Below are 15,325 nucleotides of genomic sequence, written 5' to 3' on the forward strand. Positions count from 1 at the left end.
TCTCCATATGCCCACCGAAAACACCGCCTCTCACCCTGCCGGAACCACCCTTCGCGTCATCGCCTCGATCGGCGGGAGCGTGCTCGTCGCCGTAGCGCTGACCATCATCTGGGTCGCCCGGCTGAGCATCGACCGGGTCCTGTATGTGAGTGGTCTCGGGGCCGACGGGGAACCCACCGCAGGGTGGTTCGAGCTCGCGCTGCTGCTCCTCGTCGCCGGGGGCTTCGCGGTGGCCTGGGCTGCGCGCGGACTGCGCTCGACGGTGCCGTGGCTGAGCGTCTGGACACCCTCGTTCTCGGTGGCGATGGCGTCTTCGCTGTTCCTGGTGGCCTCGCAGGTCACCTGCACGACCGGATGCCCGCTGCCGGTCGGTCCGGCGTTCACCTGGCAGGACCTGGTGCATACGACGGTGGCTGTGCTCGCCTTCGCCCTGGCCGCGTTCGCGATGCTCCAGGTGTCGTTCGTCGAAGGACGGCGGACGCTGCGGGTCCTCTCGCTGGGCGCCGGCATCTCCACCGCAGTGATCGCTGCGGCCGGCGGCATCCTGTCCCTTTTGCAGTTCCGCACCGACATCGGCAGCATCTTCGAGCTCGTCGCCACCACCATCGGCATGGGCTGGCTCGCGATCCTCGGAATGGACACGGCGGTCGCGCAGCGGCGGCGCCGGGTACGGAGGGAGTCGTGGAAGCCGGCACCGCAGGCCGCCGATCTTCACCGGAGCACCTCGCGCAGCCCGGTGACGGGTTCGCTCGTCGCCGTCTCCCGCTGAGGGAACCGCGAAGTGCGGTGCGTAGAGTCGTCATATGCGAGAGTCAGCGCCCGTCGCCGACGGGGGGATCCATGCGGTGGATCTGCCACGGCCACCCGGAGTGGTGCGGCGTTTCTGGGGGAGCCATCCCTGGCTCGTCGACGGGCTGCTCGCGACCGTCTATCTCCTCCTGAGCGCGTTCTGGGCGGTGGTCACCCCGCTGTCGTCCGGAGTCTGGTCGCCCCTCGCACCCATCGTGATCCCGCTGATCCTCGCCGTCGTCGGTGCGATCGGTCTGCTCCTGCGACGACAGCGACCCTGGCTCACGTTCGGGGTGTTCGCCGTCATCGCGGTGGTCGCTCTCGCGACGGACACCCTCGCGGAGCCCCTCGGCATCGCACTGGCGCTCTATGCGCTCTTCGTCTACCGCTCGAACCGCAGCGGGTGGCTCGCCTTCGGCGTGACCGTGGCGGCAGGCATTCTCATCCTCCCGGCGCTGGACTGGCTGCGCCGCGGCGACCCGGACAGCGCGCTCACCTCGGTGCCGGGCAGTCTGCTCTTCCTCGTCGTGATGCTGATCGCGGCGTTGCTCGGAGTCACCGTGGGTGACCGGCGCCGGTACATCGGGGCGATCCTCGACCGTGCAAACCAGCTCGCGCGCGAACGCGACCAGCAGGCGCGCATCGCGACCCTGGCCGAGCGTGCCAGGATCACCCGCGAGATCCACGATGTCGTGGCGCACAGCGTGTCGGTCATGGTGTCGCTCGCGGACGGCGCGAGCGCGCTCGCCGAGAAGGATCCGCAGCGCTCGAAGAGTGCCATCCAGGAGATCGGCGAGGTCGGGCGGCAATCGCTCGTCGAGATGCGACAGCTGCTCGGCGCTCTCGGCGATGACAGCGACGACGGTGAGGAGCAGAGTCCGCTGCGCCCCAACCCCGGGCTGAGCGAGCTGACCGCACTGGTCGAGACCTTCCGCACCGCCGGGCTGCCGGTCACGGTGCGCACCGAGGGGACGGCGCCCTCCTCGCCCGCGCTGCAGAACACGATCCACCGGATCGTGCAGGAGTCGCTCACGAACGCCCTGCGCTACGCGAAGGATCCGCGCGAGGTGCTCGTGAAGCTCGACTTCCGAGGTGACATCCTCGTGATCGAAGTCACCGACGACGGGCGGCAGGGACCGCCCGCACCGTCGGTCGGTTCGGGTCGCGGCCTCGTCGGTGTGCGGGAGCGGGCACGACTGGCGGGTGGAACGGTGGAGGCAGGCCCGCTGGCGGAGGGCGGATGGCGCGTGCGGGTGCAGATCCCCGAACAGGAGGAACAGGCATGACCGAGGAACGCATCAGGGTGCTCATCGTCGATGACCACGAGCTGATCCGGCGCGGTATGCGGATGGTGCTCGACGCCGAAGACGACATCCAGGTGGTGGGCGAGGCGGTGTCGGGGGCCGAGGCCGTCCACCTGGCGGATGATCTGCGTCCGGATGTGGTCCTGATGGACATCCGGATGCCGGAGATGGACGGTATCGAGGCCACCAGGCGCATCGTCAGGGGCACGCCGTCGAGCCGCGTTCTGGTGCTGACGACCTTCGACCTCGACGAGTACGCGTTCGGGAGCCTCCGCGCCGGGGCGAGCGGGTTCCTTCTGAAGAACACGCCGCCCGCGCAGCTGACCACCGCGATCCGGGCGATCGCCGCCGGCGACGCCCTCGTCTCGCCGCGCGTCACCCGGTCGATGCTCGACCTCTTCGCCACTCGCCTGCCCCGACAGTCCGAGTCCGACGATTCGCGGCTGAGCGTGCTGACCGATCGGGAGCGCGACGTGTTCCTCGCCATCGCCAAGGGCTACAACAACACCGAGATCGGCGAGAGCCTGTACGTGTCGGAGTCGACCGTGAAGACCCACGTCGGACGCATCCTCATGAAACTCGATCTGCGCGACCGCGTGCAGGCCGTCATCCTCGCCTACGAGGCCGGGTTGGTCTGACGTCGCTGGTGTGACGTGGCTGGTGTGATGGCGCCGGTGCGGTGACGAGCCCGGGTGCCGAGGAGATCGCTCCCCGGCACCCGGCATCGTCGCTCCATCGACCTCACTGCTCCAGCGAGACCTCCTGAAGCGCACCTTCGGCGTCGATCTCGAGCGTCAGATCGAGGTCGAGCCGCCGCAGGAAAGCATCGTCGTGACTCACGATGAGCACGGCGCCCCGGTAGGCGCGGAGGGCTTCGACGAGCTGGCCGACCGTGTCGAGGTCGAGGTTGTTCGTCGGCTCGTCGAGCACCACGAGATGAGGTGCGGGGTCGGCGAGCAGCAGCTTCGCCAGAGCGACGCGGAAGCGCTCGCCACCGGAGAGGGCCGCGACCGGTCTCTCCGCGGTGGCCCCTCGGATGAGGAACCGCGCGAGCCGGTTGCGCAGCTCCTTCTCCGGCACGTGCGGTGCCGCGGCGGCGATGTTCTCGAACACCGTGCGCTGCTCGTCGAGGCCGTCGATCCGCTGCGGCAAGTAGCCGATCAGGTCGGTGTGAGCCTCGGCGAGCAGCGCACCCTCGGCCGGAGCACCTCCCCCGACCAGCCGCTCCAGGAGCGTGGTCTTGCCCGCACCGTTCCGGCCGATCAGAGCGACGCGCTCCGGTCCCTGGATCACCCAAGCCCGCTCCTCATCGCCGATCGTCGCGATCCGGCGGCTGCGGGACACCAGTGGATCCGGCAGCTCGATCTTCATCGAGGCGTCGGAGCGCACGCGGCGTCCTGCCTCGTCGAGGACCGAACGTGCGGCATCCTCCTTCGCTCCGACCTCGGTGCGGAGCTTGCCCGCCGACACCTCGGCAGCCATCTTGCGGCCGTGGGCGACGATCTTCGGAACGCGCTTCTCGACTTCCGCCTTCTTCGCGGTGCGTGTGCGGTGGGCGAGCTTCACCTCGGCTTCGATCCGCTGGCGCTTCTCCTTGCGAAGCGCCTGGGCGGCTGTGACCTCGGCCTGCCTCGCAGCATCCTGCTCGGTGTCCAACCAGGCGCGCCATTGCGAATACGGGCCGCCGAACACGCTCAGCGTCTGGGCGTAGAGCTCGGCGGTGTCGTCCATCAGCTCAAGCAGCGACAGGTCGTGACTCACGACGATGAGCGTGCCCTTCCAGGCGCGCACCATCGCCGCGAGCTTCGCCCTGGCATCGCGATCGAGGTTGTTGGTCGGCTCGTCGAGGAGCGTGATCGGCGCACGGCGCAGGCGGATGCCGGCGATCGCGACGAGCACCGACTCTCCGCCCGAAAGCTCGCCCACCCTGCGGTCGAGGAACTCCGGATCGAGGCCGGCTTCGGCGAGTGACGCCTCGGCGCGCGCCTCGATGTCCCAGTCGTCGCCGACCGTGTCGAAGTGGGCGGGGTCGACGTCGCCCGCGGTGATCGCCCGCACGGCGTCGAGCGCCGCGGACACACCGAGGAGGTCTGCGACCCGACGGTCGACGTCGAGTGTCAGCTGCTGCGGCAGGTATGCGACCTCACCGGATGTCACGACGAAGCCGGAAGACGGTTCGAGTTCGCCGGCCATCAGTCGCAACAGCGTGGACTTGCCCGCGCCGTTGCGTCCGACGAGGCCCGTGCGCCCGGAACCGAACGCTCCGGAGACGCCGTCCAGGGCTACCGTGCCGTCCGGCCAGGTGAAGGTGAGGTGGTCGAGGGTGACCGATGCATGAAGGGTGGGGTTTGACATGAGTGTCTCCTGTCGAGTGCGAAGGGTGCACTGAAACCGGACCTCTGCCAGGCCTCGACGGGACGCAGAGAACGTCGCGAGAGGGGGAGGTCTGCCGTGGAGTCGGCGATCGTCGGGTCAGCGCGCGGAAAGAGGAGCGCGGAGGCGACGGATCAGATCAAAGGACTTCCAGACACGGCGGACAGGACTCCCCGACGATACCCGGGCGTGTCGGCTTCTCGCAACCCCGGGCGTGTCGGTCCGGGTTTCAGCAGAAGGGGTTCAGCGGCCGGGCAGCACGACGGGGGCACCCGTGTCGGGGTCGGCGATCACCCGCGCCTCGAGGTCGAACAGCTCGGTGAGCAGTGGCGCATCGACGATGTCGCGAGGATCGCCCTCGGCGACGATGCGCCCGCCTTTCATCGCGATCAGGTGCGAGGCGTAGCGGGCGGCCTGGTTGATGTCGTGCAGAACGACGACGACCGTCCGCCCTTCCCGATGCAGACGCGTGACCAGTTCGAGCACCTCGATCTGGTGGCCGATGTCGAGGAAGGTCGTCGGCTCGTCCAACAGCAGGATCGGGGTCTCCTGGGCCAGCGCCATCGCGATCCAGGCGCGCTGGCGCTGCCCACCGGAGAGCTCGTCGACGTTGCGTTCCGCGAGGTCGGTGACGTTCGTGGCGGCCATCGCCTCGGCGACCGCACGCTCGTCCTCCGTCGACCAGCTGGAGAGCACGCTCTGATGGGGGTAGCGGCCGCGACCGACCAGGTCGGCCACGGTGATGCCCTCCGGGGCGAGCGGACTCTGGGGGAGCAGACCCATCCGCCGCGCCACCTCCTTGGTGGACAACCGAGTGATGTCGCCGCCGTCGAGGAGCACGCGCCCTCCGGTGGCAGGCAGCAGCCGGGCGAGGGCGCGCAGCAGAGTCGACTTTCCGCAGGCGTTCGGGCCCACGATCACGGTGAGCTCCCCATCGGGGATGTGCACGTCGAGGCCATCGAGTACGCCCCGCCCGCCGTAGCCCACGCGCAGCGCTTCGGTTGCCAGTCGTGTCATCGTCGTCCTCCTCCGGTGAAACGCCTGCTCTCGCGCATGAGCAGCGCGAGCAGATAGATCCCGCCGATGCAGATGGTCACCGCGCCGGTCGGCAGTGTGACGTCGGGGATCGCATGCTGGGCGATCACATCGGCTACGAGCAGCAGTACCGACCCGGTCAGTGCTGCTCCGACGAGATCGACCGAGGTGCCTCGTCCGGTCAGCCGCTGTCCGATCTGCGGGGCGGCGAGAGCCACGAAGGCGATCGGCCCTGCGGCGGCGGTGACCGCTGCGACCGCTGCGACGCCGAGCAGCATGAGCATGCCTCTGGTGCGTTCGAGCGGGATGCCGAGCATGGCCGCGGCGTCGTCGCCGAGCTCGAGTCGTCGCATCCGCCGCTGTGCTGCCGGTGCGCACAGCAGCACGGCGACGATGGCGATCGCGGCGAATCCGAGCGTGGTCCAGTCGACTGCCGCAAGGGAGCCGGCACCCCACACGGCCGCGCGAAGGGCGAGGTCGACATCGGCCCTGGTACTGAACCACGTGTTGAGTGAGTTCAGGAGCGCGCCCATCGCGATACCGACGATGATGAGGCGGAAGCCCTGCATGCCTCGCCGGAACGCCAGCACGTAGACGAGCGCTGCCGTCAGCACACCGCCGACCAGAGCGCCGGCGGCATAGGCGGCATACCCGGTCGCACCGGTCAGCATCATCAGGATCACGCCGGTGTACGACCCGGTGCTGAAGCCGATCACGTCGGGGCTCCCCAGAGGGTTGCGGGTGAGCGACTGGAAGATGCTGCCCGCGATGCCGAGAGCGGCGCCGAACAGCAGTGCCGCGATGACGCGGGGTGCCCGCCACTCGATGACGACCTTGCGCACTGCGCCGTCGGTCCGGCCGAGGAACGATCCGATCACCTCTCCTGCGCTCACGCCGTAGCTGCCGAGGGTCATCGCCCACACCGCCACGCAGAGGGCGACCGCGACGAGCGCGGCGCAGACCAGGAGCATCCGCCGGGTGGTGCGCATCGAGAGCGGGCCGGCGCGGAAGACGAGCACCGCGCTCACAGTGCCTTCGCCTTCCGGCCGCGGACCAGGGCGATGAGCACCGGGGCGCCGATCAGCGGCAGCACCACCCCGACCTGCAGCTCGGCGGGGATCACGACGATGCGGCCGAGGATGTCGGCACTGAGCACCAGCGCCGGTGCGAGCACCGCCGAGTAGAGCGTGATCCAGATCCAGTCCGGGCCCGTGATCCAGCGCACGGCGTGGGGGATGACGAGACCGACGAAGACGAGTGGACCGGCGGCGGCAGTCGCGGCTCCGCACAGCAGGGCGACCGCCAGCACGACCCCCACCCGTGTCGCGCCGAGCCGCACCCCCACGGCCCTGGCGGTGTCTTCGCCCAGGGCGAGGGCATTGAGCGGACGCACGCAGAAAGCGGCGATCAGGAGTCCGAGCGCGAAGGGTACGAGGATTGCGTCGATCGTGCCGGCCGGGCGGTCGGCGAGCGTTCCCGCGCCCCAGAAGCGCATCCGGTCGAAGGTCTCGGTGTCGATGAGTGCGAGCGTGTGCGAGAACCCGGTGAGCACGGCGGCGAAGGCCACTCCGACGAGGGTCAGTCGAACCGGAGATCCCGATCCACGACCGGCACCCGCCGCGAGGTATACGAGCGCGGACGCCGCGATGGCACCGACGAAGGCGAACGGCAGGTACTGGTCGATCCGGGTGATCCCGAGGAAGGCCACGGCCAGTGTGACCGCGAAGCCCGCCCCGGCGTTCACCCCCAGGATGCCGGGGTCGGCCAAGGGGTTGCGGGTGAGGGCCTGGATGAGCGCACCGGAGATGCCCAGCGCGGCCCCCACCAGGATGCCGAGCACCGTGCGATCGACGCGCGCGCTGGTGACCGTGACCTGACTCACCGATCCGTCCGGGGCGACGAAGGCCTGCCAGACCACATCGAGGGGCAGCGCGGCTGACCCCACGACCACACTGAGCACGCAGAGCGAAGTGAGCAGGACCAGGGAGACGATCAGCCCGAAGACACGGCGCCGGGTGCGCGTCTGCCGAACGCCGGCGTCGGAGGCCGGTGCGGTGCGCGTGGCGGTGGTCATGGGGCTCCTCTGGACGCCGAAACGCTAACAGCTTCCGACGGTCGCTCCGCGCGGTTCAGGACTGTGTGAGCGCAGCGCGGGGGTCGGCTGTCAGACGGTCGGCCGTGATCCCGGTCTCCCTGCTGAGGGCCTTAACGAGCCCTGCCCTGGTGCCGAACCCGGAGAGCCGCGCGGCCGTGGCCAGGTCGCCGCCGCCGACCAGATGGGCGACGGCTGCGTTCATTCGAGTCCGTCCGCGCCAGCGGGAGAACGACCAGCCGGTCTCTGCGACGAAGATGCGCTGCACCTGGCGCGCGCTCATCCGATGGCGGGCCGCCAGTTCGTCGAGGGGGAGGGGGAGGCGCAGGGCATCCTTCGCGAGCCGGCGAGCGGCCGGATGTTCGGGGTAGATGACCGGGAAGTAGGGGCGCGATACGGCGTGCAGAACACGGGCGATCGCCCGACGGAACGGCAGGATCTGCTCGTCGGTGCTGGGCGCCGCAACGAGCGCCGTGGTCATGACGTCGACGAGCGCGGGCACCACTCCGAGAACGCGCACGCGCGCCGAAGGGGCGGCCTCGTCCTCCAGGATGGGGCCGAGGACCGTCCCGCCCTCGCGAATCCGTACGGCGTGCGGGACGTGCGGCTGCATCCATACCGCCTCGTGTCGGCGCAGGGGGATGTCGACGCCGTCGACGGTCAGCACCGCCGACCCGGTCACGACGTAGACGACGTGGGGTTCGTCGTGCTCGTGGGTGTCGTGTCCGAGGAAGCGGATCGAGTTCTCCGGGACGGTGCCGGCGAGAGCGGTGGATCGCACGCTGTTCTCCTCCGAGACATGTCGTATCCGTCAGCGTCGATGTCGCATGCGTCACGGATCGACCGGTTAGTGAGAATAGCCTTACCTTACCCGAGCAGCGCCCGTCCGCCGCGTGCCCGTCGGGTCATCCCGCATCCGTCGATCCCCGAGGTCTCCATGTCCAGATCCATCCGTCTCCTCGCTGCGCTCCCCGTGGTCGCCCTGTTCGCACTGGCATCGTGCGCGACCGATCCCGCCCCCGAATCGGGTGCAGGCGCATCCGGCGACGCCACGACCCGCGTCGTCACCACCGAACAGGGCGAGGTCACCATCCCCGCCGACCCGCAGAAGGTCGTCGTACTGAATCACGCCCTCGCCGGCTACCTGTATGACCTCGACGTGCCGGTGGCGGCCCTCACCTCCGCGGACTTCGGCTATGAGGCGTCGTTCTCGGACTTCTGGGCGGAAGACGCCGAGAAGCAGGGCACCGAGTTCATCACATGGAGCGCTGACGGGTTCGACCTCGAGGCGATCCTCGCGCTCGAGCCCGACCTGATCATCGGCGGTGGAGTCGGTTTCCCGCTGTTCCTCGCCACCGATGCCTACGACGACCTGAGTGACATCGCCCCCACCGTTCTCGTCAGCGGCGACAAGGCGACCTGGCAGGACCAGTACTCATTCCTCGCCGACGACGTCTTCGACAAGGGCGAGGTCTACGACGAGGCGCTCGCCGCCTACGAGGACCGTGTGGCCGAGGTCGCCGCGAACATCACGGTGCCGACCGCTCCGTCCGCATTCCTGTCGATCCTTCCCGACGGCACGGTGTACGTCGCCCGCGAGGACATGGGGCTTCCCGTGGTGTTCGACGCCGTCGGCATCGAGTCCGCGCCGATCTTCGCCGAGGGCGACTACGAGCCGTACACCCCCGGTGGCGACTCCTTCGAGCTGTCGACCGAGCAGGTGGGGCAGATCATCACGCAGCCCACGGTCTTCATCACCGGCTTCAACACCGACATCGGCGACATCGACACGTTGTCGGAGAACCCGGTCCTCGCCGCGCTCCCGGCGTTCCAGAGCGGCTCCGCCCACGTGCTGCCCTACTGGGTGGCCCGTGGCGACTACGACGAGTCGCTCGCTCTGCTCGGCATCATCGAGGAGTTGTTCGGCTGAGATGGCACAGCGCGCATTCACTTCGCATCCGCTGGTCGTGCGCCGCGTGACGGTGCGCCGCATCGAGGAGGTCACCCCTCGAATGCGACGCATCGTCGTCGGTGGGGAGGCGCTCGGGGAGACCGTCGTCGACGGGCACACTCACCGGGCCTTCGCGGCTCCCGGCTTCGACGACCACATCAAGCTGATCTTCGCCTCAGACGACGATCTGGAATCGGCGCTACCCATCCAGTTGCCGCACGGCATCGAGTGGACGGCCGCCGAGAACCGGCTCGCCCGCGACTACACGCCGCGCTGGGTCGACGCAGGTGCGCAGGAGATGGCGCTCGACTTCGTGCTGCACGGCGACGGACCCGCCGCGACGTGGGCGCAGTCGGCCGCACCCGGCGACGACCTGTGCTTCGTCGGACCGAAGTCGTCGCTGCGGTTGCCGCAGGAGCTCGACTGGATCGTGCTGATCGCCGATGAGACCGGCCTGCCGGCGGTGGGGCGGTTCCTCGACGAACGCCCGACCGACGCCGTCGCGCACGTACTCCTGGTCGTCGAGGAGGAGACCGCTCAGCAGGAGCTGAACCTGCGGGAGGGCGACACCGTGACCTGGGCGACCGCACCGGCCGGCGACGCCGCTGCTCTGGAAGCGGTCGTGCGAGCCCTCGTGCTTCCGGAGGATGGCGCGGGCTACGCGTGGGCGGCGGCGGAGAGCCGCGCGCTGCTGCCGGTGAGGCGCTACCTGCAACGTGAGCGGGGGCTCGCGAAGGAGCGCATCAACATCACGGGCTATTGGCACGCCGAGACCGTCTCCGAAGGAGCCGACCCATCGGAGCACGCGCTGCCACCCGTGTCCGAACCGGCATCGCCCGTGCCATGGCTCGTCGTGCGAGCGGCCGTCCGCCTCGGCATCGTGGATGCTCTCGCCGAGGGGCCGCTGTCGGTGCGGGATCTGGCGGCCAGGCTCGGGGTGGCTGCCCGGTCGATCGAGGCCCTGCGCGGCATCCTCGTCTCCGCGGAAGTGGTCATCGGGGATGCCGAGTCGCTCGCTCTCGGCCGTTTCGGCGAGGACCTTCTCGAGGAGCATCATCGCGAGGAGTTCGACGGTCTCGAGGCGGAGGCCGTGCTGGCGCTGCGTGATCTCGACCACGCGCTGCGGGACGGCGTCTCTCCGTGGGAGCGGGCGCACGGGGCGACTCTCGCGACGCAGGCGCAATCGGATGCTGCGCACGTCGAGGAACTCATCGAGGATGCGGGCCGGCTCGCCTACCTGCTCGACGGGTTCGTGGCGGACCCGATGTGGCAGGAGGTCTCCAGCCTGCTCGTCGTGGGCCCTGGCGCCCCCGCGGTTCTCGGCGCCTTCGAGGACGGTGGACGCGGCGGCATCGGTGTCGCCCTGCATGAGCACGGGCGGGTGCGCGACGCCGTCGTCGAGGCGGTGGGGCAGGATCCGTCCGCCGGGTGGACCGGTCGCCTGGTCGACGTCGCGGTGCTCGCTCTTGCTCTCGCGCACCGGACGGATGCCGAGGCCGTCGCTCTCCTCGACGAGCTCGCGCCGCACGCGGCACGCGTGATCCTCCTCGAATCGAGCAGGCCGGACGCACTCAGCCCGGGCGTCGAGGAGCATCAGATCATCGGCTTCGCCATGACCGGTGCGCCGTTCCGCTCCAGCGAGACGCTGGGAGAGCTCGCAGCCGCTGCGGGCTGGACGACGGAGCAGGTGCAGCCCCTCGGTTGGGGGATCGAGGCGACCTTCCTGGTCCGCGCCTGAGCGTCCGCGAGACCGTGGAGGTACCGTTCACCTCGGAGGGTGCCGAGCGGTACCGCCACGGCCCGCCGGGGCTCAGCTCGCGGCGATGCCGTCGATCCACTTCGTGAGGAACCGGTTCACGTCGGTCAGTTCCTCTTCGGAGATGTTGTGCGTGAGTCCGGTGTACACCCGACCCGACAGCTCCGAGTGCGCGGGCAGCCACTGGGCCGTGTGATCGATCAACGCGGGCGGGATGACGTCGTCGTGCGTGCCTCGTCCCCAGAACACGTGTGGGCGCAGCTCGGCCAGCTCCTCATCGTGCGGCAGTTCGCCCGGCGCTGCGTAGCCGCTCAGGACCGCCACGGCGCCGAAGCGCTCCGGGGCGAGGCGGAGAGCCTGCAGCGACACGGCTGCGCCTTGCGAGAAGCCCAGCAGGGCGACCGAGGGGGCATCTCCCGCTGCGATGTCGAGCCATCGCAAGAAGGCCTCCGCGGCGGTGGTCACGGCCTCAGCGCTGCGCCCGTCGAGTCCTTCGATCGGGTACCAGGACCGGCCGGGCATCGGCCACGGCGGGGCGAGGGGAGCAGCGACGGACGCCACCGCGATTCCCGCAGGAAGGTAGGGGACGAGTCCGAACAGGTCGTGCTCGTCGGCGCCGTACCCGTGCAGCAGCACCAGCAGCGGCATCCGCCCACGCTCGGGGGTCGACCATCTGGTCGCGGTGTCGTCGATCGTCAGGTTCTCACTCACACCGTCATCCTGCCAGGGACGACAGACATGCACGCGGTGTCGGTTCGCAGGGGCGGCTGGTAGAAAGGACACATGGCGGTCCGCACACCTGATCCTGATCCGGAGCCCGACGACGATGGTCTCGGTGACTTCCCGGACGCGAACCGTCCCGTACCCGATGCGAACCCGGGCTGGCTGAGCGAGTTCGAGCTCGAAGAAGCCCGACGCCGGTTGCCGATGCTCTACGTCGAGGCCATCCCGGTGCGCACCGACGGCTCAGGTCAGGTGACCGAGATCGGCATCCTGCTGCGTTCCACGCCGATGGGCGAGATGACCCGCACGATCGTCTCCGGCCGCGTCCGCTTCGGCGAGACCGTCCGTGACGCCCTCTTCCGGCACGTCGAGAACGACCTCGGTCCGATGGCGTTTCCGCTGATGCCACCTCAGCCGCTGCCGTTCACGGTGGCCGAGTATTTCCCGATGCCCGGTGTGAGCGCGTTCCACGACGATCGGCAGCACGCCGTATCGCTGGCCTTCGTCGTGCCGGTGACCGGTACGTGCGAGCCGCGTCAGGACGCGCTGGAGGTCACCTGGTTCTCGCCGGAGGCCGCGGGTTCCGATGCGGTCGCTGCCGAGATGGAGAACGGCCGCGGCACGCTCATCCGTCAGGCTCTCGCGAGCCTCGGTCTTCTGCGCTGACCGCGCGGCGTCTCAGCCCCTGGTGAGGCGGGAGAGCTCGGCGACGAATGCGTCGACGTCGGCTTCCTCGGTGTCGAAGCCGCACATCCAGCGCACTTCCTTGCGAGCGGCATCCCAGTCGTAGAAGCGGAACGAGTCGCGCAGTTGGTCGGCGACGCCGTCAGGCAGCGTCGCGAACACGCCGTTGGACTGCGTGGGCTGGGTGAAGCCGACGCCCTGGATCGACCCGTCGGCGATGCCGGCCTCGATCGCCGACCGCAGGCGCACGGCCATCGCGTTCGCGTGCTGGGCATTGCGCAGCCAGAGGTCGCCCTCGAGCAGCGCGATCAGCTGTGCCGAGACGAAACGCATCTTCGACGAGAGCTGCATGTTGAACTTGCGCGAGTACTTCAGGCCGTCGGCGGCTTCGGGGTTCAGCACGACGATCGCCTCGCCGAGCATCGCGCCGTTCTTGGTGCCGCCGAAGGTGAGCACGTCGACGCCGGCGTCGCGGGTGAACGCCCGCAGCGGCAGGTCGAGGGCGGCGGCCGCGTTCGAGATGCGCGCCCCGTCGAGGTGCAGCTTCATACCGCGCTCGTGCACGTGGTCGGCGATCGTGCGGATCTCGTCGGCTGTGTACAGAGTGCCGAGCTCGGTGGTCTGCGTGATCGAGACGACCAGCGGCTGTGCGCGGTGCTCGTCTCCCCAGCCCCAGGCCTCGCGGTCGATGAGATCGGGGGTGAGCTTGCCGTCGTCGGTGGGGACCGTGAGCAGCTTGAAGCCGCCGATCTTCTCCGGGGCCGCAGCCTCGTCGACGTTGATGTGGGCGGTGGATGCCGCGATCACCGCACCCCAGCGCGGCAGCATCGACTGCAGGCCGGTCACGTTCGCGCCGGTGCCGTTGAATACCGGGAACGCCTCCACGCCTTCGCCGAAGTGCGCCTGGAACACCTCCTGCAGGCGGGCGGTGTACGCATCCTCGCCGTAGGCGCTCTGGTGACCCCCGTTCGCCGCGACGATCGCCGCGAGGATCTCGGGGTGGATACCGGAGTAGTTGTCACTGGCGAAGCCCCGGATCGCGGGGTCATGCTGGATGCTCACCTCCCCAGCCTAATTGTCCGCGCGCCGCTCTCGGTGCGGGGAGGGGGTTCCGGATGTCGGAGCCCGGTCCTACCCTCGATGGCATGGAGCGCACCGCAGCGAAGACGGCCTTCGCCAACGTTCTCGTCAACACTCTCATCGCGAACGTGACGACGAGCTTCCTCTGGTTCGCGCTCACATTCTGGGTCTACATCGAGACGCAGTCGGTGCTCGCCACCGGCATCATCGGCGGGGCCTACATGCTGTTCGTCGCGTTCTTCGCGATGGCCTTCGGCACGATTGTCGACCGCAATCGCAAGCACACGGTCATGGTGCTCTCGAGCGTCATCTCGGCGGTCGCCTTCCTCATCGCCGGGGTCCTCTATCTCTGGCAGCCCGAGGCTGCGCTCCTCGACCTCGGCGGGCCCTGGTTCTGGGTGTTCTCGGGCATCATCCTGTTCGGCGGCGTGATCGAGCAGCTGCGCAACATCGCCCTCTCCACCACGGTCACCCTGCTCGTCCCCGCAGACAAGCGCGCGAACGCCAACGGTCTCGTCGGCACGGTGCAGGGCATCGCGTTCCTCGTCACGAGCGTGTTCTCGGGCCTCTCGATCGGCTTCCTCGGCATGGGGTGGACCCTTGCGATAGCGATCGCGGCCATGGCGCTCACCTTCGCGCACCTGTTGTTCGTACGCATCCCCGAAGGCACTCCCGAGCCCGACCCGAACGCGTCGAGCGCTCTCGACTTCCGTGGCAGTGTGCGGGCGATCCGGCTCGCACCCGGGCTGTTCGCCCTGATCATCTTCTCGACGTTCAACAACCTCATCGGCGGCGTCTACATGGCGCTCATGGACCCTTACGGGCTGACGCTCTTCAACGCGCAGACCTGGGGCTTCGCACTGGCGTTCGCCTCGACCGGCTTCCTGATCGGCGGAGGGCTGGTGGCGAAGTTCGGGCTCGGCCCCAAGCCCATGCGCACGATGCTGCTCGTGGTCATCGCGATGGGGCTGCTCGGCTCGGTGTTCATGCTGCGCGAGTGGTGGCCGCTGTACGTGGTCGGCATGTGGATCTACATGGCGCTGGTGCCGCCGGTCGAGGCTGCGGAGCAGACCGTGATCCAGAAGGTCGTGCCCTTCCAGCGTCAGGGCCGAGTGTTCGGTGTGGCCGCTGCGATGGAGGCGGCGGCCGCCCCGCTCACCGCTTTCCTGATCGCGCCGATCGCCGAGTTCCTGATCATCCCCTACATGAGGACCGCTCAGGGGCAGCAGCAGTGGGGGTGGCTGCTCGGCGAGGGTGAGGCGCGAGGAATCGCACTCATCTGCCTGTTCGCCGGACTCATCATGGTCGTCGCCGCGACGCTGGCGTTCTTCACCCGCTCCTATCGCAAGCTCACCGAGCTGTACGCCGAAGCTCCGGAGCAGCAGATCGATCACGGCGAAGAGGGCGACGGCGAGCAGGCGCTCGACGGCGCTGCCGACCCCCGCGAAGACGAGGTGGTCGAAACCAGGCACGCTGAGGCCCCGCCGGTCATCCCGGGGGTGCCGCCCGAATCTCGGTGACGGTCGAATCTCGGTGAC

General features: G+C 69.2%; 14 protein-coding genes. 7 read left to right on the plus strand and 7 right to left on the minus strand.

What is annotated here, in order from left to right; translation table 11 throughout:
• Positions 1 to 7: 7 nt before the first annotated feature.
• The 3 genes from ACIQTX_RS05810 to ACIQTX_RS05820 are packed head-to-tail and all read left to right on the plus strand — an operon-like array spanning position 8 to position 2,731.
• Positions 8 to 769: a DUF998 domain-containing protein gene (locus ACIQTX_RS05810; RefSeq protein ID WP_402970068.1), complete on the plus strand. Its 762-nt coding sequence runs from the start codon at positions 8 to 10 to the stop codon at positions 767 to 769.
• A 34-nt stretch (positions 770 to 803) separates the two neighbouring features.
• Complete coding sequence (locus ACIQTX_RS05815) at positions 804 to 2,075, plus strand: histidine kinase (RefSeq protein WP_402970071.1); 1,272 nt, start codon at positions 804 to 806, stop codon at positions 2,073 to 2,075.
• On the plus strand, positions 2,072 to 2,731 hold the full coding sequence (locus ACIQTX_RS05820) for a response regulator (RefSeq protein ID WP_402970074.1): 660 nt from the start codon (positions 2,072 to 2,074) through the stop codon (positions 2,729 to 2,731). The genes ACIQTX_RS05815 and ACIQTX_RS05820 overlap by 4 nt, the downstream gene beginning before the upstream one ends.
• A 103-nt stretch (positions 2,732 to 2,834) precedes the next feature.
• Here the strand turns inward: ACIQTX_RS05820 and ACIQTX_RS05825 are convergent, their stop codons facing one another.
• The 5 genes from ACIQTX_RS05825 to ACIQTX_RS05845 all read right to left on the minus strand — a co-directional run bounded on the left by ACIQTX_RS05825 (position 2,835) and on the right by ACIQTX_RS05845 (position 8,374).
• Positions 2,835 to 4,448 (minus strand): ABC-F family ATP-binding cassette domain-containing protein, encoded by a 1,614-nt coding sequence (locus tag ACIQTX_RS05825; RefSeq protein ID WP_402970077.1) that lies wholly within the window; start codon positions 4,446 to 4,448, stop codon positions 2,835 to 2,837.
• Between the two features lie 261 nt (positions 4,449 to 4,709).
• Positions 4,710 to 5,483: an ABC transporter ATP-binding protein gene (locus ACIQTX_RS05830; RefSeq protein ID WP_105526280.1), complete on the minus strand. Its 774-nt coding sequence runs from the start codon at positions 5,481 to 5,483 to the stop codon at positions 4,710 to 4,712.
• Positions 5,480 to 6,529 carry an iron chelate uptake ABC transporter family permease subunit gene (locus ACIQTX_RS05835; RefSeq protein WP_105526279.1) on the minus strand — a complete coding sequence of 350 codons (1,050 nt, stop codon included), beginning with the start codon at positions 6,527 to 6,529 and terminating at the stop codon, positions 5,480 to 5,482. Before ACIQTX_RS05835 ends, ACIQTX_RS05830 begins: the two co-directional genes overlap by 4 nt.
• Positions 6,526 to 7,575 (minus strand): iron chelate uptake ABC transporter family permease subunit, encoded by a 1,050-nt coding sequence (locus ACIQTX_RS05840; RefSeq protein WP_402970081.1) that lies wholly within the window; start codon positions 7,573 to 7,575, stop codon positions 6,526 to 6,528. Before ACIQTX_RS05840 ends, ACIQTX_RS05835 begins: the two co-directional genes overlap by 4 nt.
• A gap of 55 nt (positions 7,576 to 7,630) precedes the next feature.
• Positions 7,631 to 8,374, minus strand: coding sequence for a helix-turn-helix domain-containing protein (locus tag ACIQTX_RS05845; RefSeq protein WP_402970084.1), 744 nt, complete (start codon positions 8,372 to 8,374; stop codon positions 7,631 to 7,633).
• Positions 8,375 to 8,530: 156 nt separating this feature from the next.
• Here ACIQTX_RS05845 and ACIQTX_RS05850 point away from each other — a divergent pair, with 156 nt between their 5' ends.
• Both ACIQTX_RS05850 and ACIQTX_RS05855 read left to right on the plus strand, forming a co-directional pair.
• Entirely contained in the window at positions 8,531 to 9,523 is a 993-nt protein-coding gene (locus ACIQTX_RS05850) for an ABC transporter substrate-binding protein (RefSeq protein ID WP_402970087.1), read from the plus strand.
• 1 nt (position 9,524) lies between these two features.
• Entirely contained in the window at positions 9,525 to 11,282 is a 1,758-nt protein-coding gene (locus ACIQTX_RS05855) for a siderophore-interacting protein (protein WP_402970090.1), read from the plus strand.
• Positions 11,283 to 11,354: 72 nt separating this feature from the next.
• Here the strand turns inward: ACIQTX_RS05855 and ACIQTX_RS05860 are convergent, their stop codons facing one another.
• Entirely contained in the window at positions 11,355 to 12,011 is a 657-nt protein-coding gene (locus tag ACIQTX_RS05860) for an alpha/beta hydrolase (protein WP_402970093.1), read from the minus strand.
• Between the two features lie 72 nt (positions 12,012 to 12,083).
• On the opposite strand from ACIQTX_RS05860, the gene ACIQTX_RS05865 reads away from it, so the two are divergent.
• Positions 12,084 to 12,689, plus strand: a complete 606-nt coding sequence (locus ACIQTX_RS05865; RefSeq protein WP_105526273.1) for an NUDIX hydrolase family protein — start codon at positions 12,084 to 12,086, stop codon at positions 12,687 to 12,689.
• 12 nt (positions 12,690 to 12,701) lie between these two features.
• Here ACIQTX_RS05865 and ACIQTX_RS05870 read toward each other — a convergent pair whose 3' ends face one another.
• A complete protein-coding gene (locus ACIQTX_RS05870; RefSeq protein ID WP_402970096.1) occupies positions 12,702 to 13,769 on the minus strand; it encodes a threonine aldolase family protein in 1,068 nt (355 codons plus the stop codon).
• Between the two features lie 83 nt (positions 13,770 to 13,852).
• Between ACIQTX_RS05870 and ACIQTX_RS05875 the strand changes: the two genes are divergently transcribed.
• Positions 13,853 to 15,307, plus strand: a complete 1,455-nt coding sequence (locus ACIQTX_RS05875) for an MFS transporter (protein ID WP_402970099.1) — start codon at positions 13,853 to 13,855, stop codon at positions 15,305 to 15,307.
• Positions 15,308 to 15,325: the final 18 nt, after the last annotated feature.

This window comes from Microbacterium sp. NPDC090281, assembly GCF_044769635.1.
Lineage (GTDB): Bacteria > Actinomycetota > Actinomycetes > Actinomycetales > Microbacteriaceae > Microbacterium.